This window comes from Bizionia gelidisalsuginis (assembly GCF_008086185.1).
GTDB lineage: Bacteria > Bacteroidota > Bacteroidia > Flavobacteriales > Flavobacteriaceae > Bizionia > Bizionia saleffrena.
This window is the reverse complement of sequence record NZ_VSKN01000005.1, coordinates 91,370-113,120: the sequence shown is the minus strand read 5'-3', so window position 1 is coordinate 113,120 and position 21,751 is coordinate 91,370. Positions and strand designations below refer to the sequence as shown.

The following is a 21,751-nucleotide window of genomic DNA, read 5'->3' as shown; positions in this document are numbered from 1 at the left end:
TTTTAGTTGTTTAATGTGTTAAATATACAATATTTTACGATGCTTTTTTTATAAAAGCTAAAAATGTACATAAACATTAATTTACTTGATTGCACTGAAATATTTTAGTAAAATTTCGTCGTTTTGTGTACTCGGTGTGGCAATTTCTAGCACCCGTGGTTTATCGGTTTGCTCGTAAAAAGTTTTTAATGCTGTTTGCACCTCATCATTATTAGAAACCGACTGGTAATCTAAATGGTACATCTCGCACAACTGCTTAGCCGTTAAATGGTGTTTAGTTTCAAAATAAGTATCAAAATTCTCTGTGTTTTTATGTCCCGGTAAAATTCTAAAAATTCCGCCACCACTATTATTTATAATAATTATTCTGAAATTGTTTGGGATATAATTATTCCATAACGCATTGCTATCATAGAAAAAACTTAAATCTCCTGTTATAAAAACCGTTTGTACTTTCGAAGCCACTGCGGCACCTATAGCGGTACTCGTACTTCCATCTATACCACTCGTTCCGCGATTACAAAACACTTTTAAAGTAGGGTCCAAATCGAATAATTGTGCGTAGCGAATAGCCGAACTGTTCCCGATTTGCAACTGACTATGACTAGGAATACTTTCTAAAACAGAATCAAAAACTTTAAAATCTGAAAACGGAATCGCTTTTACATATGCACTATGCTTCTCTCGTCTGCTTTCCATTTCACGTAACCAAACCAACTGATAATTACTTTCAACTGATTTTGTTGCACCTAAAAACTTAGAAAAGAACTCGTTTTCTGGGTATTTAAACACTTTATTTAAGATAAAAAAGGTGTCATTAGCAGTATGTTCGCCAATATGCCAATGTTGTTTTGGCTGATATTTACGTAGGAATTGTTTTATCTTTTTTGAAATGACCAGACCTCCAAAAGTTAATAATAGGTCTGGCTGAAGCGTTTCAAACTCCTCGCAAGTTAGTGCGCCAATTAATTTATCGATTCCCGGAATAAAATTTTTATGATGAATATTCGATGTGCTTTCCGTTAAAACCAATACACTTTCATCGGCTGCTAATTGGTCTAAGTACTGTTGTTCGACTATATTTGGTGCACTTACACCCACCAACACCAACTTACGCTTGGCTGTATTCCAGTCATTTACAAAAGACGATAAATCTTCATCTTTCGCAGTGCTTTCAGTGGGAATACTATTTTTTGGTGCTACCGATAATTCTTCAACTATATCATATAACGGCTCATTGAATGGAATATTAATATGAACAGGGCCTTGTTTTAAAATCGCCCTATTTAGCGCTTCATTAATGCCAATTTCATTTTTTTTCTGAATAATAGATTGCTCATAGATACCGTCTTTAATTGACGTTTTTTCAGCATCCGACATATTTTCATTACTATCTTCGGTTAAATTAGCCGAATATAAAATATGATTTGCGTAAACATTTTGCTGATTAATCGTTTGTCCATCGCCGATGCCTATTCTAGATTGCGGTCTATCCGTAGATAAAACCACCAAAGGAATAGTGCTATAAAAAGCTTCGGAAACCGCTGGGTAATAATTAAGCAAAGCGCTCCCCGACGTACAGACTACAGCCACGGGCTCTTGTAATTGCTGAGCAATTCCCAATGCAAAAAAACCAGCACAGCGCTCGTCTACAATACTATAACACTTAAAAAAAGGGTCGTGCGTAAACCCAATAGTTAATGGGGCGTTTCGGCTGCCTGGAGATAAGACAATGTGCTTAATATTTTTAGCTTTGCAAAGCGCAAGAACCGTTTGAGCTAACGGAATTTTCGGGTATTTCATATCACAATAAATCGTTGTGTAAATTTACGGAAAAGGGCAACGATTTAAAATGTTTACAAGCTATTTTTAATGGTTTTAGATTTATTAATCGTTTCCTCCCATTCTAACTCTGGATTAGAACGGGCTGTGATGCCTCCCCCAACATAAATAAAGCCCTCGGATTCTTTTAGTTGCATGCAGCGCAAGTTAACGTAGACATTAGAAACCGTTTTTACCGTGCCATACGCGCTATTTTCTACGTTGCGTAATTTGGGGTTTCTATTGGTTTTTTCCTGGTAGTTTAATTCACCTAAAAAACCGGCGTAAAATTCGCGGTTGTAGTTTTCGTTGTCCAAAATAAAACGTTTTGCCAATAACTTAGGAACTCCACAAACCGCCGGTGTAGGATGCAGTGCGTTAAGTACCGCGTGCAGGTCTAAAAAACGAGTGTTTGCGCTCCCTGAAATTTCCGTTTTTAAATGTAATACACCGCCTGCTCTAACTGTTTGTAACTCGGAGACCTTTAAATTATTTGAGACCGCCTCCAAATTGGAAGTTATAAATTGGGTAACAATGTGTTGCTCTTCCTTTTCTTTGGCTTGCCATTCTACAGCTTCAGTGCCTTCATATTTTTGGGTGCCGGCTAAAGACATTGTTGTAAACCTATTCCCTTGAGTCTTTAATAAAGTTTCTGGAGTTGCACCCAACCACATACCTACTTTGGGATGGTACCAACAGTATACAAAAGCCGTTTTGTAATTATTGAGTAACCGTTTATAAATAGAAATAAAATCGGCTGCTTTAACATCTACACGTTCTTTTCGGGATATGACTACTTTCTGTAAAGCTCCCGACTGCATCGCTCCAATCGCTTTTTTAACACGATTAATATGTACTTCTTTATCAATTTTAGTGGTCGAATCGCTTATTGTTGTATTCAAAGAGACCTCAGCGTAGGCTACAGGAACCGCGTAAAATTCAGAATTATCAAAAGGAATTAGAATAGATTTTTCGATAGTATCAAAAGGAGCAAATACAAAACCTCTCTCGCTATAATCTATGGTATTATAAACAGTATCATTGTTTTGAAACAACCCTTTTACATTTGTAGCATTGGGCTCTCTATAGATAACAAATGGTAGCGCGTCGTTAAAATATACTTCGGCACTATTTAAAAGCGAGCTAAAAGTCATTGAATTTAGTTTAAGGTTTACTTCTTTCTAGGTAAAGAAATAGTTGAAAGCCTGCAAATAGACACTAAATTATCATTGTCATCGGTGACTCTAATATCCAGTAGTTGCGTCGTGCTTCCTTTGTGTAAAAAAGTGGCTTTGGCGTAGATATAACCTTCGGTAACACTTTTTAAATGATTCGCGGTAATTTCAATACCTCGAACAAATTTGTTGTCGACGTCCATAAAAATATGCGATGCAAAACTCCCCACACTTTCAGCTAGAGCTGCCGTTGCACCACCGTGTAGAACACCGTCTGGTTGATACACTCGAGAATCTACTGGCATCCTCGCCACTAGAAAATCTGGACCATAATCTACCATTTCAATGTTTAATGTTTCCATTAATGTATTCTTAGACGCCGCATTTGCTTGCGCTAAAATTTCAGCTTTTGATAAATTCATCAAATTAAAGTATTTTTGTTCTGTAAAAATACGAAACAAAACCTAAGCCTAAAATGAATTCTACTGAAAAAGAAATTTCTTACGTTTCTAAAAATTCTTATTCCACTTTAAACACGTTAACCGAAAACACTAAAAACGTATGGTTTGTTTGCCACGGGATGGGCTATTTAAGTCGTTATTTTATTAAATATTTTTCACAATTAAATCCGGAAGAAAATTACATTATCGCACCACAAGCGCAAAGTAAATATTACCAAAGTAAAAATTTTAAACACGTTGGTGCAAGTTGGTTAACGAAGGAAAATACAGCGATAGAAACCGAAAATATATACGCCTATTTTAATGCTGTTTTAAAAGCAGAACAACTGCCAGATAACATAAACCTCCTCTTTTTTGGCTACTCCCAAGGCGTAAGTGTAGCTGCTAGATATCTTGTAAAGAATAAATTACAATGTGCGCAATTGGTACTACATTCTGGAGGCATACCAAAAGAATTAACGCCAGATGACTTTTCTTATTTAGATGAAAACACTCGGGTTACTTTAATTTACGGTACAGAAGATGAATATTTAAACGAAACAAGAATTAAAGAAGAGCTGCACAAAGCCGAAACCCTTTTTGGCAACCGATTACAAATTCTTCCGTTTAAAGGAAAGCACGTGGTTAGTATAAAACTTATTAATGCCTTAGTCTAAGCATAGATATAGATTATTCACAACTAAAACAGTGTTTTAAATTCTCTGAAAGCTCAACATCTTCCGATCCTTTTAAGGGCTCGGTTAACCCGCCTTTACGTTCTATTTCTTTTTTAAATTCTATGGCGTATTTAACTATATCGTTTCGGCGTTTAATGAGTTTGTCTTTAATCTCTTTTTTATCTAATTCTGAAATTGCTTTTGGCCAAACTTTAAAAGCCGCTTCAATATTAGCATCAGTTAACAGACTTTGAAGCGCTTTAGCTTCTTCAACAAAAACAGATTTCGGGGTTTTCAATAAAAAATAGCGATCGAATGGATATACTAAACCAGGCATAAATTTAATTTGTTCTTCGAAAGGTCGTAATCTAGGCACTACGTTTTCATTAGATAAAAGTGTTGGAATTAGCCCTTCTGCTTTAAAAAAGGCATTATCGCGATCCCCAGGAATTGGAACCCCTTTTAACTTTCCGTCAGTGCGCTGCATTACCCATCCCCATTGTTTAGCGTGCCTGTCCCAATCCCCTATAATTAAATCGAAAAGTCGTGCGCGTACTAATTGTCTTTCATCTATAAGGATAGATTCTTTGTGCTTTTGCTTAAGCTCTTGAAGGTCGTCGGTTTCTAATATTGTTTCAACATCATTTAGGTCTGTCCAATTGTGATCGCTTTCGGTTTCGTATTCCAATAGAAAAAGTCGATTTCCATATTTTTCGTTATACTCTTTCCCTAAAACGTTTTGTTTGGGTACAAAAACCACTTTAGGATGTGTATTTAAAACATGAGCATAAGTTGCTAATTCAGCTACTAAAATAGCTCCATAGGGGTGTTGTGCCGAAATACCGTCGACTACAATATTCTCCAGACTGAGTGTTTTTAATAGATCGGGAATAAGTGCTTCGGGATCTTTATTTATACTGCGTAGTGTATATTGAATATTATTTTTACACTTTAATTTTAAGGAGTGGGTTTGTTTCCCGCCCCCTTCTTTAGTAATGGTCACTCCTCCAAAAAGCGTATCTAGAAAAATTACGGGCACCTTTATTGGCGTTTCCCAAGCTTTCCTGTATTGCTCACCTTGCATTACCGTTTTTAATGTATTGGCTTTATATAAAGAACTTGCTGCGATTTCAACAGAGTCGTAATCTTTAAAATTTATAGTTTCTAAATTGCGGTTGTTTATTACTATCCCGTGCTGATTAGTGTTATTAGTACTCAAGACAGACCAATACAATAACGCCATAAAAACAGCGATAAGAATCCCGAGAACAACTAATAATTTCTTCATTCAATTACAAACGTTTTTTTAAGTTGAATTAAAAAGTACTATTAATTTGTAAAACTATCAAATCATAAGAGAAAAAAAACGTTGAAACACTTAATTATTAGTCAATTTATAGATAATATCTTTTACAGGTAATACGGCTTTGGTATGTTCTATACTTGGTCCTGCTACCCAAACGGTTTTATAGGTTGCTTGCGTCGCCGCTTTTTCTGTGGCGCGCATACCTATTCCAAAACGAATCATTTTAACCCATTTCTTAAGCTTTTTATTTCTATTTAAAACCGATTCTAACCACGTTTCTTTAGTTCCTATTTTCTGAACGTAAGGTGTATTAATTACGGTACAAGGTGTTCCAGAAATACGTTGCGTCATTACAATATCTTTTGCACCGTAATCTACACACGCTTGTTTATAGTCGTCTGTTACTCCTGCTTCAACCGAAGCAATAAACGGACTCCCTACAGACACCCCCTCGGCACCATAGCTAAGCATTTTATCAATATCTGCTTTATGCCCTACACCTCCAGCAGAAATAACAGGGATAGTTAACGTGTCGCTTAATAAGCGGGTAAGTTCTTCTGGCGATAGATCGCCTCGGTGACCACCAGCTTCATTATTTACAGCAATTGCAGCGTCGGCTCCTAAACGCTGTACTTTCTCTCCAAAATGCAAATCGGTGACATCGCAAAACACTTTTATACCCACTTTGTGCGCTGCATTTATAGTTTCTTCCGGACTTCCTAATGAGGTAATAATAAAATCGCATCCCTCTTCGCAAAGCACCCGAAGTTGCTCTTTGTATTTTAGATTAGATTTGTTTACAATTAAGTTAAAACCAAACGCACCACCCTCTACTTTTGCTGCTTTCAATTCTTGTGCCGCTGTTTTTAACTCCTCTAAAGTTCTATAGTTTAGAGCAGGAATACAACCTGCAATTCCAGCTTTCATAGCTTCTGTAACCATAGCTACATTAGACACTAAAAACATTGGTGCTTGAATAATTGGGTGTTTTATATTTAGTAGTTGTGTGAGTTTTGTTTGCATATTTATGTCCTGAGAAATTAGAAATTTTATTGAATTAAACGAAATATGTTACTTCCTTTTAAAAAAGCTATCACAAATATAACTAATAATTTATTATGCGTGCATAGTTTTATGTTGAATCCTAGCTTGGGAATAAAAAAAACGTAACCCAATTAATGATTGCGTTTTCAGTAACCTACTATTCTAAAAAAAGAGAACGTTATTTTAAAAAGATACTTAGTTAAACTGAGCATTAGTGATTCACTAGAGTCCTGCTTACGAAGGAATTGGTTCTCTTACAATTTAAAAAAAATCAAACAAAAAAACGCAATCAAATTAATGATTGCGTTTTTAATATTTAATGTGCTTTCGTTAATCTCCCAAAATAAATTTGAGATAAGCGATTTACTCAATTTTTGCTATGCAAAATTTGGTTCTCTGCTTACTTAACTTCTTCGAAATCTACATCTTCTACATCGCTACTTTCGTCTGCGTTACCTTCTGCATTTGTATCTGGTCCTGGTTGCGCTCCGCCTTCAGCATCTGCCTGTGCTTTGTACATTTCTTCACTTGCTACTTTCCAAGCTTCATTAATTTTTTCTAAAGCTGGATCTATTACTGCAAGATCTTTAGATTCGTATGCTTTTTTCAATTCCTCTAAAGCGTCTTCAATTGGTGCTTTTTTATCATCAGATAATTTATCACCAAATTCTTTTAATTGCTTTTCCGTTTGGAAAATCATAGAATCTGCTTCGTTTAATTTCTTAGCATTTTCTGCGGCTTTAGCATCAGATTCAGCATTAGCTTCAGCATCTGCTTTCATTTTCTTAATTTCTTCTTCAGTTAAACCAGAAGACGCTTCAATACGAATATCTTGTGACTTGTTTGTTGCTTTATCTGTTGCAGAAACTTTAATGATTCCGTTGGCATCGATATCGAATGTTACTTCAATTTGTGGTGTTCCTCTTTGTGATGGTGGAATACCGTCTAAGTGAAAACGTCCAATTGTATTGTTATCTGCTGCCATAGCGCGTTCACCTTGTAATACGTGAATTTCTACCGATGGTTGATTATCGGCTGCCGTAGAGAATACTTGTGATTTTTTAGTTGGAATAGTTGTATTCGCTTCAATAAGTTTCGTCATTACGTTACCCATTGTTTCAATACCAAGAGATAAAGGTGTTACGTCTAAAAGTAAAACATCTTTAACATCTCCTGATAATACACCACCTTGAATTCCTGCTCCTAAAGAAACAACCTCATCTGGATTTACTCCTTTACTAGGTGTTTTTCCGAAGAACGATTCTACAGCTTTTTGTACTGCTGGAATACGTGTTGAACCTCCTACTAAAATAACTTCGTCGATATCACTTTTTGATAATCCTGCTGCTTTTAAAGCGGATTGACAAGGATTGATAGTTCTCTTTACTAAATCATCAATTAACTGCTCGAATTTAGAACGTGTTAAAGTACGTACTAAGTGTTTTGGTCCGCTTGCAGTTGCTGTAATATAAGGTAAGTTGATTTCTGTTTGCTCTGAAGATGATAATTCGATCTTCGCTTTTTCAGCAGCTTCTTTTAAACGTTGAAGTGACATAGGATCTTTTCTTAAATCCATAGACTCTTCTGCGTTAAACTCGTCTGCTAACCAATTGATAATTTTATTATCAACATCATCACCACCTAAGTGTGTATCTCCTTCTGTAGACAATACTTCGAATACGCCATCTCCTAATTCTAAGACAGACACATCATGTGTACCTCCACCAAAATCGAATACAACGATTTTTTGATCTGTTCCTTTTTTGTCCATACCATAAGCTAAAGCTGCTGCTGTAGGCTCGTTGATAATACGACGTACTTTTAAACCTGCAATTTCTCCTGCTTCTTTAGTTGCTTGACGTTGTGCATCGTTAAAATATGCTGGTACTGTAATAACAGCTTCAGTTACTGTAGTTCCTAAATAATCTTCAGCAGTTTTCTTCATTTTCTGAAGAATCATTGCAGATAATTCTTGAGGACTGTATAAACGACCATCAATATCTACTCTTGGTGTATCGTTATCTCCTTTTACTACTTTGTAAGGTACGCGACCTGATTCCTCTTTAGCATCAGAAAACTTAGTTCCCATAAAACGTTTAATAGAATAAACTGTTTTTGTAGGGTTAGTTACTGCTTGTCTTTTTGCTGGATCACCAACTTTAATTTCGCCTCCTTCAACAAAAGCGATTACTGAAGGTGTTGTTCGTTTACCTTCTGCGTTTGGGATTACAACTGGCTCGTTTCCTTCCATTACAGAAACACAAGAGTTGGTTGTACCTAAATCGATTCCAATAATCTTACTCATAATTTTATATTTTTTTATTTTGCCTTGTAAATGTTACGGTCTGTTTAAAACAATGATTATGCCAACAAAACAAATGTGACATCGTGTCAGTTATTTTTTTTAGCCCATTTAGGTAGCCCTAAAATACAGCCCATATATAAGTAGTAATTAACCAAAATAATTAGTTTCTACAGATCTAAAATCTATCTTTGTGTTTATAACTGTAAAAGGATTTAATATAATGGAGTGCATTTCGGTTTTTGACATGTTAAAAATAGGCGTTGGACCATCAAGTTCGCATACTTTAGGCCCTTGGCGTGCTGGTGAACGATGGATTTATGAATTAAAATCGGAGGATGTTTTTAGCTCAATTGACCACGTTAAAATTGATCTATATGGCTCTTTGTCTTTAACAGGAAAAGGCCACGCTACAGATCTAGCAACAATGCTTGGTTTAAATGGTTCTGATCCAGAATCTATACCAACAGATACTATGGACAGTATAATCGCTTCCATTAAGAGTACACATACGCTGATTTTAAACAACGAGCGCGCTATTAATTTTAATCCGGAAACGGATATTGTTTATAATAAATCGTTCTTACCTTTTCATGCTAACGGTATGTGTTTTACGGCTTTTAATGCACAAAACGAAGTATTACACCAGTCTACCTTCTACTCTATTGGTGGTGGTTTTGTAGTGAAAGAAGAACGTACTGTTGATAAAGAAAAGAAGGAATTAAAGAAAGATTTCCCGTTTCCTGTTGATAAAGCAACCGAACTCTTAGCGTTTTGTATTGCCGAAAATAAATCGATTTCTGAAATTGTTTTAGAAAACGAACGCTCACTGCGTAGCGATGAAGAGATAGATTTTGAGTTTAACAGAATCTGGGACACTATGCTAGAGTGTATGTTTTTAGGCTGCCATACAGAGGGGCATTTACCGGGTGGTTTAAATGTACGTCGTCGTGCGTTCGATATGCATAAAAACTTAAATATTGAAGTGCCTTATGTTAACGCTACCGAATGGATGCATAGCATTAGACAGAGTGAAGTTAAGTTTAGACAAATACTAAAATGGGTAAGCTGTTTTGCGTTGAGTGTAAACGAAGTCAATGCGTCTTTAGGTCGCGTTGTAACAGCTCCAACAAACGGAAGCGCGGGTGTTATTCCTTCGGTATTGATGTACTATTTAGTTATTGAAGACCACAATGCTGGTTTTAAAGAAATTAAACAATTCTTATTGGTTGCTGGAGAAATTGGAAGCATCTTTAAAAAAGGAGCAACGATTAGTGCCGCAATGGGCGGTTGCCAAGCAGAAATTGGCGTATCGTCGGCAATGGCTGCCGCAGCACTATGTGAATTGTTAGGAGGTTCGCCAGAACAGGTTATGATTGCTGCCGAAATTGCAATGGAACACCACCTAGGTTTAACCTGCGACCCTATTGGTGGCTTGGTGCAAATACCGTGTATAGAACGGAATTCTATGGGAGCTATTAAAGCGATTAATGCCGCCGAATTAGCGCTAGAAACCGATCCTAAAAACGTAAAAGTGCCGTTGGATAAAGTAGTCGATACTATGTGGGAAACCGCAAAAGATATGAACACAAAATATAAGGAAACTAGCGAAGGCGGACTGGCAGTTCGTGTGAATTTATCAGATTGTTAAGCGCCATTTTTAAGGGTCGGAATTATGTAAACTAGCCCATAAAGCTTCAGAAAAATGAGGTTTTTAAAAATGCTGAAACTCGTTTCACCTATTCAAAAAGTATAATCACTTGTAAATTGAACGATTAGCGATTCCGCTTGCGCAAATAAATAAATGCAACTGGTTATTCATAATTTACTACTTTTACACTACAATTAAAACACAATATTCAAGACTATGTCTGTAGCTAAAAAACAATACAAAAGAATTACCGTAAAATCGTTAGTCGATATGAAGACTAACGGCGAAAAAATATCGATGCTTACGGCCTACGATTATACTATGGCAAAAATTGTTGATGGCGCGGGTATAGATGTTATTTTAGTGGGCGATTCTGCGAGTAATGTTATGGCGGGTCACGAAACGACGTTACCTATTACTTTAGACCAAATGATTTATCATGCCTCATCGGTGGTGAGAGCCGTAGAACGCGCTTTAGTGGTAGTCGATTTGCCTTTTGGAAGTTACCAAAGTGACCCGAAAGAGGCGCTGCGTTCTTCGATTAGAATTATGAAAGAAAGTGGCGGACACGCCGTGAAAATTGAGGGTGGTAAAGAAATTAAAGAATCTATTAAGCGTATTATAAACGCCGGTATTCCGGTTATGGGCCATTTAGGTTTAACGCCGCAATCTATTTATAAATTTGGTACCTACACCGTGCGTGCTAAAGAAGATGAAGAAGCAGAGCGCTTAAAAGAAGATGCTCTTTTATTAGAAAAAGCGGGCTGTTTTGCCATTGTTTTAGAGAAAATCCCTGCAAAGCTAGCGAAAGAAGTTGCCGAGAGTGTTTCGATTCCTGTTATTGGTATTGGTGCTGGAAATGGTGTAGACGGACAAGTGCTAGTAACGCACGATATGATCGGGATGACACACGAATTCAATCCGCGATTTTTACGTCGTTATATGAATCTTTATGAAGAGATGACTTCTGCTTTCCAGCACTATAAAGAAGATATTAAAAGCGGAGATTTCCCTAACGATACCGAACAGTATTAATTTTAAAAGCGCTATTCAACTTTAATAGTTTGCTTTTTTATGGTCTATTGATTTTCTAAATTATTTACGTAGTGTCCAAAATTTTATCTAACGCCTCCAACTTACAAGTGCTTTACGAAGACAACCATATAATCGTGGTTAATAAGCGCGCGGGAGATATTGTACAAGGCGATAAAACGGGCGATAAACCGCTTAGCGATGTCGTTAAAGAATATATTGCCATAAAGCACGATAAGCCCGGCAAGGTGTATTTAGGCACGGTGCATCGCTTAGACAGACCAACAACGGGTTTGGTTATTTTTTCGAAAACCTCGAAAGCATTACCACGACTAAACAAGTTATTTGTTTCTAAAGACATCTCCAAAACGTATTGGGCTCTAGTAAAGAATAAACCCGAAAAAGAGGCCGATACCTTAATTCATTATCTTAAAAAGAATCCTAAAAACAATAAGTCTACGGCCTATATTAAGGAAGTGCCAGAAAGTAAAAAAGCCATTTTACATTACACCATTTTAAAAGCTTTAGATAATTATTATGTATTGGAAGTGAATCTAGAAACCGGGCGTCATCATCAAATTCGTTCGCAATTGTCGCGTATTGGTTCTCCTATAAAAGGCGATTTAAAATACGGATTTGATCGCAGTAATAGAGATGCGAGCATTAGTTTACACGCTAGAGCGATTGCTTTTAAACATCCGGTATCTAATGTCGATTTAACTATTGAAGCACCGTTACCAAACGATCCGATTTGGAACGCGTGTTTGTAGTTTCTTTTTTTATTTAATTTCCTCTTCATTTTGAATGCTTTTGCGAAACACTAGAAGCTTTAAAAGTGAATGGTTATTGGTGAATAGTTTTGATTTCTGTTCCTTTTAAGCACATTAAACTTTAAATCAGTATCTTTTCCTCAGTTAAAACAGCGATTACTACCACAATTAATTCAGTTAATAAAACGAGTATGATTTCAAACAGTGTGCAGTCTCAAAAAAGCTATTTTCTATCGGGTGAAACCAAATCTGTTTCCTTTAGAAAAGAGAAGTTAAAAGCTTTAAAAACGACATTAATTCAACGGGAAGACGCCATAATTTCAGCCTTAAAAAAAGATTTTAATAAGCCTGCGTTTGAAAGTGTATTATCTGAAACTGCTGTTGTCATTTCAGAAATTGATATGACGTTGAAAAAGCTAAGCGGCTGGGCAAAACCGGAACGCGTGTTCCCATCGTTATTGAACTTCCCTTCTACCGATAAAATTTATTCTGAGCCTTACGGTACCGTTTTAATCATCGCGCCGTGGAATTATCCGTATCAATTGGCAATGGCACCGTTAATTGCTGCAATAGCCGCCGGAAACACTGCCGTATTAAAACCTAGCGAACTCACGCCAAACACCTCAGCATTACTTAACGAGATCGTCTCTAAAGTCTTTAAACCGGAACACGTGGTAGTGATTGAAGGTGGCGTAGACGTTTCGGAAGAATTACTGGCACAGCGTTGGGATTATATCTTTTTTACCGGCAGCGTAAACGTGGGTAAAATTGTGGCTAAAGCTGCTGCCCATCATTTAACGCCTACCACCTTAGAGCTGGGTGGTAAAAACCCAAGTATTATAGACGAAACCGCTCCTATCGCATTAACGGCAAAACGTATTGTTTGGGGTAAATTTTTAAATGCAGGCCAAACGTGTATTGCTCCCGATTATGTTTTAATCCATCACTCCAAAAAAGAGGCGTTTTACACCGCACTAAAAGCCGAAATACAAAAAGCATATTCTAAAAACCCACAAGCGTCTCACGATTATGCACGCATTATTAATGCTAAAAACTTTGAGCGGTTGAACACAATGCTAAAAAATGAAAACTGCGTTATTGGCGGAATAACCTCTAGTGAGGCATTATACATTTCTCCGACTATTATCGACGAACCGACTTTGGGTAGCGAAGTGATGAAAGATGAAATCTTCGGCCCTATTCTTCCGGTTATTTCGTATACAAAGACTTCAGAATTAGACGCTATTATTTTAAGCTACGATAAACCGCTGTCGCTTTACGTATTTACCAAAAACACTGCTTTTTACAAAGAAATTATTGCTAAATACAGTTTTGGTGGCGGGGTTATTAACGATACGATTATCCATTTTATAAACCACAGATTGCCATTTGGAGGTGTAGGAAATAGCGGTATTGGAGCCTATCATGGTAAATTATCTTTCGATACTTTTTCGCATCAAAAAGCGATTGTTAAAAAATCGAATTGGCTGGATTTACCGTTGCGTTATGCGCCCTATAAAAACAAGCTTAGTTTTATAAAACGAATTCTAAAATGGTTGTAGTCTTCAGCGATACATTAGTATTTTTCGTCTTTAAAAATCTCCCAACTGCGCTAGCGTAGACACTATTTTAAGCTAGTTACATTTTGACTCTAAATGCAAAACTATTTTGTGTCTTATAAAAATGTTGATTCTTGACTCTAAATGCAAAGCACTCTTGCATCTTTTGCAAAAGAGCGTTTATCTTTTCGAGACATTTAAAAAAGCTTCTTGATACGGGTATTCTAATTGTAATTGCATTCCATTACCTTCAGAAGACGTTAACTTAAATTCTGAATTTATAAGTTCTGCTCTATTTTTCATATTAATTAAACCCGATCCTTTTTCCGCGGAAGCCATGTCGAAACCTTTTCCGTTATCTTCTGCTGAAATTAGCAGCGCTTCTTCAGTATAGTTTAAAACCACTTTAAAGACTGTTGCCTGGGCATATTTTACGGTATTCGAAATACATTCCTGAAGAATTCTAAATAAGATAATACTCTGTTTCCCTTCCGTAAAAAGCATTGGATCGCCCACAATTTCTATAGTGGCGTTTACTAATTTTAATTTATTTAATCGGTTAATTTCACCTGTAATAGACTCTTGAAATCCTCGATTAGAAATGACATCGCTATTCAAGGTTTTAGATAAGGCACGTAATTCGCTTAAACTATCTTTTACGGCATTTTTAGTATCGGAAAATGATCCTTTAAGCTCTGCAGGTACTTGCATCGCCAAAATACTCATATTCATATTCGCAACCGATAAAATTTGGCCCACATTATCGTGTAATTCTTGACCTATATTTTTTAGTGTTTGCTCTTGAATTTCAATTTGGGTAATAGAAATCTCCTCTTGAAATGCTTGCTCACGTTCTATTTTTTCTAAAAGCAATTTATTTTTCCGCTTTTGAAACACTATAAAAAAGATTATAATAAGTGCACAGACGGTAAACAAAACGCCAATCATATAAACGAGCAAGTATCGCTCGGAAGCAGTAGACACATTTTGATTTATAAAAAAAAGTAAAACGTTATTCATTTTTAGTATTTGAAACAATTAAACCTACTGCAAAACTTAAATTCATAAATAAAATTGAAAAGAGATACACTTTAAATTTTAAATAAATATAACCATAGTCATAAATATTATAATACTTTTCATAAAATTCTAGTGGTATTGTTAATAACCAGAAGACTAAAATCCCTACACTTATATAAAAAGACAACGACCTATAGAAAACCAAAATCGAATCTGATTGTATAAGTTCTATAAAGAAAGAGAACACTAAAAACAAAATAATAAGCAACCCTAATAAACTTATTGGGGAATAAAAGTTAGTATAAAACACCTTATAGTTAATAAAAAGCAATGCTATCGATACTACAGCAAAAATAAGAGCGACATATTTAATGCTTTTTTTTAAGAGAACGTTTTTAGCAACCTTGAAATAATAAAAAGAATAAAATAAAGGACTAACAATAATCCAAAAAAATTGAAAGAACCAATAGTTTCTACTAAAAATAGTGCCTTCTACAAGATAATAAATCCAACATAAAGAATCATTTTGTTCAATCCATTCCGTATAAAGCCCTAATAACTCTACAATTAAAGCGTAGATTGTAAAGTATATAAAATATTTAGCCGCAGTACCCTTATATTTCTTGAAATTTATTAATCCTATTACAATCACCGTTGCTTCAAAAAAATAAACTAAAGAGATGTAATTTTTTAGTATAAAATCTTCCAAAATTAAATTATTGTGGGTAATTAGCTTGTGGTGGGTAACCAGCACCACCCATATCTAGAACTTTAGCGGTTGGAATATCTTTATTTGCACCGCGATCATCTTCGGTAGCTACCATAAAAATTGTTGTGTAACCTGTTTCGTCAGTTTCTGTGGTTTTAACACCTAAATACATACGAAACCCATTTGTTTTTGCGTTTTCAGATTTTGTAAGCGTAATAAAGTTTTCCATATCTGCCAACGAATACCACGACGAGCGATTGTCTGGTTTTGCTGCAGCGGTATCGTTTGCTACTTTTCTTAATGTTGTCCAGTTTTCGTCAAGATCTCTTGCTTGTACTGGCGTAATTACTCCCGCAGGAACAATAGGCACTCCAGGACCTTGAGAGCTTAATGAGTTTTTTAATAATAGGTAAGTAATTCCTCCTCCTATAATAATACCGAGTACTAAAATCCCTAATGTCAACATAATTGATTAATAGCGTTTAATTGTTAATTAGTTAGATACCAAAAATAGAAAAGTTTTTTTTAACAGTTCTAGTTTAATACGCTTTTATCCTAACCAGCCTTCGCGGTCTAAACTTCTATATTGGATGGCCTCACTTATATGTGCGCCGTTAATTGAAGTAGCGCCCTCTAAATCGGCTATGGTTCGCGATACTTTTAAAATACGGTCGTACGCACGAGCAGAAAGATTTAAACGTTCCATAGCTGTTTTTAAGAGCCCTTTGGACGGTTCGTCTAGCTCGCAATGTTTTCTAATCTGTTTGGTATTCATTTGCGCGTTGTAATGCACCGTTAAAGAGTCTTCGAAACGTTGTGTTTGCAGTGCTCTCGCCAGTGTAACGCGTTTTCTAATCTCTACTGAAGATTCCCCTTTGCGCTCGTCACTTAATTTTTCAAACGGCACTGGCGTCACTTCAATATGAATATCTATTCTGTCTAACAACGGCCCAGAAACTTTACTAAGGTACCGTTGCATTTCGGCAGGACTAGAAGTGACCGGCGCACTAGGATCGTTAAAATAACCACTGGGACTCGGGTTCATACTCGCTACTAACATAAAAGACGAGGGATAGGTTACCGTAAATTTCGCTCTAGAGATTGTCACCTCCCTATCTTCTAGCGGTTGCCGCATTACCTCGAGGACTTCGCGTTTAAATTCGGGTAATTCATCAAGAAATAAAACGCCGTTGTGCGATAATGATATTTCTCCGGGTTGCGGATAACTTCCTCCACCGACGAGGGCTACATTAGAAATTGTGTGGTGTGGGCTCCGAAATGGCCGTTGCGCCATAATACCAATATTTGCTTTGATACGCCCAGCAACCGAATGTATTTTGGTTGTTTCTAATGCTTCGTTTAATGTCATTGGTGGTAAAATACTGGGTAAGCGTTTCGCTAGCATCGTTTTTCCTGCACCCGGCGGTCCAATTAAAATAATATTATGTCCGCCAGCAGCCGCAATTTCCATACAACGCTTAATGGATTCCTGACCTTTAACATCGCTAAAATCGAATTCAGGGAAGTTTAAATTCTTTTCGAACTCTTCTTTCGTATCTATTATGGTTTGCTCCAGCGGTTCATTCTTATCAAAAAACTGAATGACCTGATTTATATTATCCACGCCGTAAACCGTGAGTCCATTTACAATGGCTGCTTCTTTAGCATTTTGCGTGGGTAAAATAAACCCTTTAAACCCCTCTTCTTTTGCTTTAATAGCGATTGGTAACACACCCCGAATAGGCTGTAAACCGCCATCTAAAGACAATTCTCCCATAATGATATAATCGCCTAAAGCGTCGGCTTTAATTTGCTTAGACGCTACGAGAATGCCAATAGCCAACGTTAAATCGTAGGCACTTCCCTCCTTGCGTAAATCGGCAGGCGCCATATTAATTGTTATTTTCTTTCCGGGTATTTTATAGCCGTTATTTTGCAGTGCCGCAGCAATACGGTAATTACTTTCTTTAATGGCATTATCGGGCAAGCCTACTAAATGATAGCCAATGCCGCCATCCACATTAACTTCTACGGTAATTGTTGTCGCTTCGACACCAAAAACGGCACTTCCAAAAACTTTTTTCAGCATAAACGGTTGGTTTTGATAACAATGTAAGAAAAATTTTATAATACTGCACGAACAACGGTATCGACCACCGTTTTAATTATTTTATTTTTTAAATGCCCCAATCTGCGTTTTGAAGCGCCTGCTTTATACAAAGCTTCCAATACTAAAATGTCTTTTTGACTTTTCACTAACCATTCATAATCCGTAACGGTTAAATCTTCAGACACTAAAAGTGTTGTCCAACGTTCTAATTTTACGCGTGAAGCGGCCAAAAAAGCTTCAATATCTTCCTTTGTTTCTTCTTTATATTCTGAATAGCTTTCACCTAAAACGCGAATCAATTCTTCTTTTATCAGTTTTAATAGTTCTTCGAAATCCATAAGTTTAAGGTGTTAAATGAAGTATTTTACATGCGGTTAGTCTTCTAAAAAATCAAGAATATTGGTCGTGTTGGTTTTATTTTTATCAGCTTCGTACTTAATAATTAAATCGAAAGCTTCCCTAATTTGTGCTTTAGCTTCAGTAGTAAAAGCTTCAGACAATTGCTCTTCATCTTCCCATCGTTTTAAAAAACCGGCTAAAAGATTTCTGTCTTTATTAGCCATTAACTGAAGCATAGCATACGAAATCGAGTTACTCGGTTTATTTTTCTCGTACTCTACTAATTTCTTCAATTCTAAACGTAACGTAGTCACTGCTTCTTCGTGTTCCAAAAAAGAAGTCGTCGCCTGGTTTAATAACGCATCACTTTCTACTTTTAAGGAAATCGCTTGTTGGTACGAATATTGGTCGTAAACGGCGGTTTTTAAACTCTGACACGACACCGCTAAAAAGGTGAAGACAACTAGTAAGAGAGACCGGGAATATTGTTTTTGTAAAAGCATACTATTTAGGTTTTGTATAGATTATTTTTAACGGTTACTATCGCATTGACGTGAAAATTAATGATGCGTTGCCGACCTTCTCTAGTATTTAAAAAAGTCTGAAAATCCTTAACGTTATCCATAAAGAAATTTTCGGTTAATATCGCAGGCATATTGGTTTTCCTTAAAAGATAAAAGCGGTGTTCTTTATCTAAATCACCATCGTTATAGTGGGTTCGAAGCGTTTGCTCTGGAAATTCTTCTTTAAAAGCAATACCAAAAATAGTCGCGATAGGATCGCTGCGTGTTTCTCCGGGCGTGGTAAATACTTCGAAACCGGAACCTCCTCCAGCATTAGAGTGAATACTTAATAAAAAAGCGTTATTAGAATTATAGACATTCGCTCTATTTACGCGTGTTCGTAAGGTGACATCGCGATATTTGGGAGCAATATTAACGTAAGAAATAGTTAACCGTGTAAGCTGTTCGATAATACCATTTACAATGGCGCGATTAAATTCACCTTCATAAAACACACCATTTTCACCCCAATCTTTTTGCTTACCAGCAGTTTGGTAAACACCATTTATAAGACCGCCGTGACCATTATCTAAAAGCACTAACATAGCGAAACGTATTGATTCCCTTAAAGTTAGTAAAAAATAAGATTTAAATAGATTGAATAAATTCTAATGTGCGTTTTTCGCTGTAATACAAGCTGTTTTTTTCATAAAACCCAACGTGTCCTCCGTAATCAGGCATTTCTAAGTATAAATTCGGATTGGCCTTTGCTTCTTTAATGGGATAACATTCGGAAGATAAAAAAGAATCGTTTAAGGCATTTAGCAATAACGTAGGTACCGAAATATTTGGCAAAAATTGAAGGCTACTACTTTTTTTATAATAATCGTAAGCATCTTTAAAACCGTGTGCTTTAGAGGTATAAACATCATCAAAATCCTTTAGTGTTTTCACTTTCTTAATGGTTTTTGCGGATAATTCTTCGGGAAAATATTTATGTTTCCGTTTCAATTTATCTAAAAGATGCTGTTTAAAGCGAATGTTGTACAAGATGTTTTTAAAGGTGTGCAGCTCTAGCATCGACCCTTTTAAATGAATAGGCACAGAAACGGCGACAGCTCCTTTAATTTCAGACGGTATATTAGGGGTTTCGCCCAAGTATTTTAAGATAACGTTACCACCTAAACTAAAGCCATTTAAGTAAATATGAGTGTATTGCTTTTCATTTAAAATAAATTGAATAACTTCTTCTAAATCTTCGGCAACCCCAGAATGGTACGAGCGAAATTTACTATTTTCCTCACCACTGCATCCTCTAAAATTGACGCAAACCGCATCGCCTTCCGCTTCATTAAACAGTTTTGCGGCACCCAACATATAATGTCGTTGAGCATCACCTTCTAAACCGTGAAGCAAAACAATTAATTTATTAGATTTTTGTTTTGAAAAACTCCAATCTAAATCCATAAAATCGCCATCGGCAAGCGTCACGCGTTCACGCTTTTGTACAACACCACGAACCCTGCGAAATAGGCCAGAATATATGGTCGCTATATGCGGGTTTTTAGTAAAAAATGGCGGCTTGTATTGCGAGGTAATAATGGGCATTGTACTCCTGTATTTAAAACGGTTAAGATACTACTATTTGCTTACACTTCTAATGGTGTAAATTTAAAATCGGTGCCGTTAAATAAGCCTTTATCACTTAATTTCAGAGCTGGAATAACCAACAACGCCATAAAAGATAAGGTCATATATGGTGCATTTAGCGTGCACCCCATTGTTTTTGCCATCGCATCCAGTGCTGCGTATTGCTTACCAATCGTGTACCCATCTTTATCACTCATAATTCCCGCTACGGGTAAAGCGACGGTTTTAACAGTATCGTTTTTAACCGCGCAAATACCACCTTTGGCGTCGATAATAGCATTTACCGCTTCGCAAATGGCGGCATCTGTAGCGCCAACTGCAATTATATTATGAGAATCGTGCCCCACGGAGCTCGCAATCGCTCCTTCTTTTAATCCAAAATTCTTTATAAACGCAATCGCCGGTTTTTGATTTTGATACCGGTTAACAACTGTCATTTTTAAGACGTCATTTTCGGTATTAGACACCAAATTTCCATTTTCAATTACGGCATCGGCAATAATTTCGTTGGTGACTAATGCGCCATCTAAACATTCAATAACTCTTATTTTTTTTGCTGAAGACGTGTATTTAAATTCCTGAACCGTTTTAGGGTCGGTATTAAAGTTATTCAGATTTTGAAAGGCCACGTCTTTAATATGTGCGACACCTTCTGAAAAGACGGCGTTTCCATTAATGTAAGTCGTTACTGTTTTGAAGTCCTTTAAATCTTCGACTACTATAAAATCGGCAGCATCGCCTTTTTGAAGTAAGCCAACATCAAGATTGTAATGTTTCACCGGATTAATGCATGCCACTTGCAAAACATTAAATAGATCCATTTTTTTTGCCACCGCGCGAGCACACAACGCATTAATATGACTCACTATTAAATCGTCCGGATGCTTATCGTCACTACAAAACATCATATTTTCAAAATGCTCTGGTAGCAAATCGATTAAAGCTTCAAAGTTTTTAGCGGCACTCCCCTCGCGAATAATCACTGTCATTCCTTTTTGAAGTTTTTCTAAAGCCTCATCGTACGTAAAACATTCGTGATCGGTAGAAATTCCTGCCGCAATATACTTTGTAATCGCCTCTCCTTTTAAACCTGGCGCGTGTCCATCGACGGGTTTATTATAGTGTTTTGCCCACTTTATTTTTTCTAAAACCTGCGCATCATCGAATAAAACACCCGGATAATTCATCATTTCGGCGAGGTATTTTATATCTGGATTCGCCATTAAGGTTTTAATCGCATCGGCATCGATACTGGCGCCAGCCGACTCGAAATCGGTTGCTGGCACACAAGACGGAGCGCCAAAATTAAATTTAAAGGGCGTTTGCTTTCCGTTTTCAATCATAAACTCCACACCTTTAACACCCAACACATTGGCGATTTCGTGAGGATCGGAAACTGTAGAAACGGTACCGTGTGTCACTGCCAATTTTGCGAACTCACTAGGCACTAGCATCGAGCTTTCAATATGAATATGCGCATCTACAAAGCCAGGCAAAATGTAAGTCTCAATGGCGTGATCTTTCGCTTCAATCGCTGCTATTTTACCCCCTTCAATTGTAATTTCTCCTTTGTATATGCGTTTATTTTGTATATCGACGATTTGCCCTTGTAGTGTCATTTTTGGTAATTTTTATGTTATTAC

The 21,751-nt window shown here is 36.6% G+C and carries 20 protein-coding genes; 5 read left to right on the top strand and 15 right to left on the bottom strand.

The window, feature by feature from the left end:
* Positions 1-81 precede the first annotated feature (81 nt).
* The 3 genes from menD to ES677_RS05555 are packed head-to-tail and all read right to left on the bottom strand — an operon-like array spanning position 82 to position 3,418.
* On the bottom strand, positions 82-1,803 hold the full coding sequence (gene menD / locus ES677_RS05565; protein WP_148370184.1) for a 2-succinyl-5-enolpyruvyl-6-hydroxy-3-cyclohexene-1-carboxylic-acid synthase: 1,722 nt from the start codon (positions 1,801-1,803) through the stop codon (positions 82-84).
* Between the two features lie 53 nt (positions 1,804-1,856).
* Positions 1,857-2,975, bottom strand: a complete 1,119-nt coding sequence (locus ES677_RS05560) for a chorismate-binding protein (protein ID WP_148380691.1) — start codon at positions 2,973-2,975, stop codon at positions 1,857-1,859.
* Between the two features lie 17 nt (positions 2,976-2,992).
* Complete coding sequence (locus tag ES677_RS05555; RefSeq protein ID WP_148370182.1) at positions 2,993-3,418, bottom strand: PaaI family thioesterase; 426 nt, start codon at positions 3,416-3,418, stop codon at positions 2,993-2,995.
* A gap of 53 nt (positions 3,419-3,471) precedes the next feature.
* Between ES677_RS05555 and ES677_RS05550 the strand changes: the two genes are divergently transcribed.
* Positions 3,472-4,113: an alpha/beta hydrolase gene (locus ES677_RS05550; protein ID WP_148370181.1), complete on the top strand. Its 642-nt coding sequence runs from the start codon at positions 3,472-3,474 to the stop codon at positions 4,111-4,113.
* Positions 4,114-4,126: 13 nt separating this feature from the next.
* Here the strand turns inward: ES677_RS05550 and ES677_RS05545 are convergent, their stop codons facing one another.
* The 3 genes from ES677_RS05545 to dnaK form a co-directional block, all read right to left on the bottom strand.
* Entirely contained in the window at positions 4,127-5,401 is a 1,275-nt protein-coding gene (locus ES677_RS05545; protein ID WP_148380690.1) for a hypothetical protein, read from the bottom strand.
* Positions 5,402-5,491: 90 nt separating this feature from the next.
* A complete protein-coding gene (locus ES677_RS05540; protein ID WP_148370179.1) occupies positions 5,492-6,442 on the bottom strand; it encodes an NAD(P)H-dependent flavin oxidoreductase in 951 nt (316 codons plus the stop codon).
* A 421-nt stretch (positions 6,443-6,863) separates the two neighbouring features.
* Positions 6,864-8,768 (bottom strand): molecular chaperone DnaK, encoded by a 1,905-nt coding sequence (gene dnaK, locus ES677_RS05535; protein WP_148370178.1) that lies wholly within the window; start codon positions 8,766-8,768, stop codon positions 6,864-6,866.
* A gap of 220 nt (positions 8,769-8,988) precedes the next feature.
* Between dnaK and ES677_RS05530 the strand changes: the two genes are divergently transcribed.
* The 4 genes from ES677_RS05530 (at position 8,989) to ES677_RS05515 (ending at position 13,780) form a co-directional block, all read left to right on the top strand.
* Positions 8,989-10,416: an L-serine ammonia-lyase gene (locus ES677_RS05530; RefSeq protein ID WP_148380730.1), complete on the top strand. Its 1,428-nt coding sequence runs from the start codon at positions 8,989-8,991 to the stop codon at positions 10,414-10,416.
* A gap of 216 nt (positions 10,417-10,632) precedes the next feature.
* The gene (gene panB, locus ES677_RS05525) at positions 10,633-11,451 is read left to right on the top strand and encodes a 3-methyl-2-oxobutanoate hydroxymethyltransferase (RefSeq protein ID WP_148370177.1); all 819 of its coding nucleotides are present in this window, start codon (positions 10,633-10,635) and stop codon (positions 11,449-11,451) included.
* A gap of 71 nt (positions 11,452-11,522) precedes the next feature.
* Positions 11,523-12,218 carry an RluA family pseudouridine synthase gene (locus tag ES677_RS05520; RefSeq protein WP_148370176.1) on the top strand — a complete coding sequence of 232 codons (696 nt, stop codon included), beginning with the start codon at positions 11,523-11,525 and terminating at the stop codon, positions 12,216-12,218.
* Between the two features lie 191 nt (positions 12,219-12,409).
* Complete coding sequence (locus ES677_RS05515) at positions 12,410-13,780, top strand: aldehyde dehydrogenase (protein ID WP_148380689.1); 1,371 nt, start codon at positions 12,410-12,412, stop codon at positions 13,778-13,780.
* A 177-nt stretch (positions 13,781-13,957) separates the two neighbouring features.
* Here the strand turns inward: ES677_RS05515 and ES677_RS05510 are convergent, their stop codons facing one another.
* The 9 genes from ES677_RS05510 to ade form a co-directional block, all read right to left on the bottom strand.
* Positions 13,958-14,797 (bottom strand): sensor histidine kinase, encoded by an 840-nt coding sequence (locus ES677_RS05510; RefSeq protein ID WP_246124378.1) that lies wholly within the window; start codon positions 14,795-14,797, stop codon positions 13,958-13,960.
* On the bottom strand, positions 14,790-15,506 hold the full coding sequence (locus ES677_RS05505; RefSeq protein WP_148380688.1) for a hypothetical protein: 717 nt from the start codon (positions 15,504-15,506) through the stop codon (positions 14,790-14,792). The genes ES677_RS05510 and ES677_RS05505 overlap by 8 nt, the downstream gene beginning before the upstream one ends.
* A 7-nt stretch (positions 15,507-15,513) precedes the next feature.
* Entirely contained in the window at positions 15,514-15,972 is a 459-nt protein-coding gene (locus tag ES677_RS05500) for a hypothetical protein (RefSeq protein WP_148370174.1), read from the bottom strand.
* Between the two features lie 84 nt (positions 15,973-16,056).
* On the bottom strand, positions 16,057-17,595 hold the full coding sequence (locus ES677_RS05495) for a YifB family Mg chelatase-like AAA ATPase (protein WP_148380687.1): 1,539 nt from the start codon (positions 17,593-17,595) through the stop codon (positions 16,057-16,059).
* Positions 17,596-17,630: 35 nt separating this feature from the next.
* Positions 17,631-17,954, bottom strand: coding sequence for a hypothetical protein (locus ES677_RS05490; protein ID WP_148370172.1), 324 nt, complete (start codon positions 17,952-17,954; stop codon positions 17,631-17,633).
* Between the two features lie 36 nt (positions 17,955-17,990).
* Complete coding sequence (locus tag ES677_RS05485; RefSeq protein ID WP_148380686.1) at positions 17,991-18,458, bottom strand: hypothetical protein; 468 nt, start codon at positions 18,456-18,458, stop codon at positions 17,991-17,993.
* 5 nt (positions 18,459-18,463) lie between these two features.
* The gene (locus ES677_RS05480) at positions 18,464-19,063 is read right to left on the bottom strand and encodes an N-acetylmuramoyl-L-alanine amidase (RefSeq protein WP_148380685.1); all 600 of its coding nucleotides are present in this window, start codon (positions 19,061-19,063) and stop codon (positions 18,464-18,466) included.
* Between the two features lie 43 nt (positions 19,064-19,106).
* The gene (locus ES677_RS05475) at positions 19,107-20,066 is read right to left on the bottom strand and encodes a YheT family hydrolase (protein WP_148380684.1); all 960 of its coding nucleotides are present in this window, start codon (positions 20,064-20,066) and stop codon (positions 19,107-19,109) included.
* 41 nt (positions 20,067-20,107) lie between these two features.
* Positions 20,108-21,727 (bottom strand): adenine deaminase, encoded by a 1,620-nt coding sequence (gene ade, locus ES677_RS05470; RefSeq protein WP_148380683.1) that lies wholly within the window; start codon positions 21,725-21,727, stop codon positions 20,108-20,110.
* Positions 21,728-21,751: the final 24 nt, after the last annotated feature.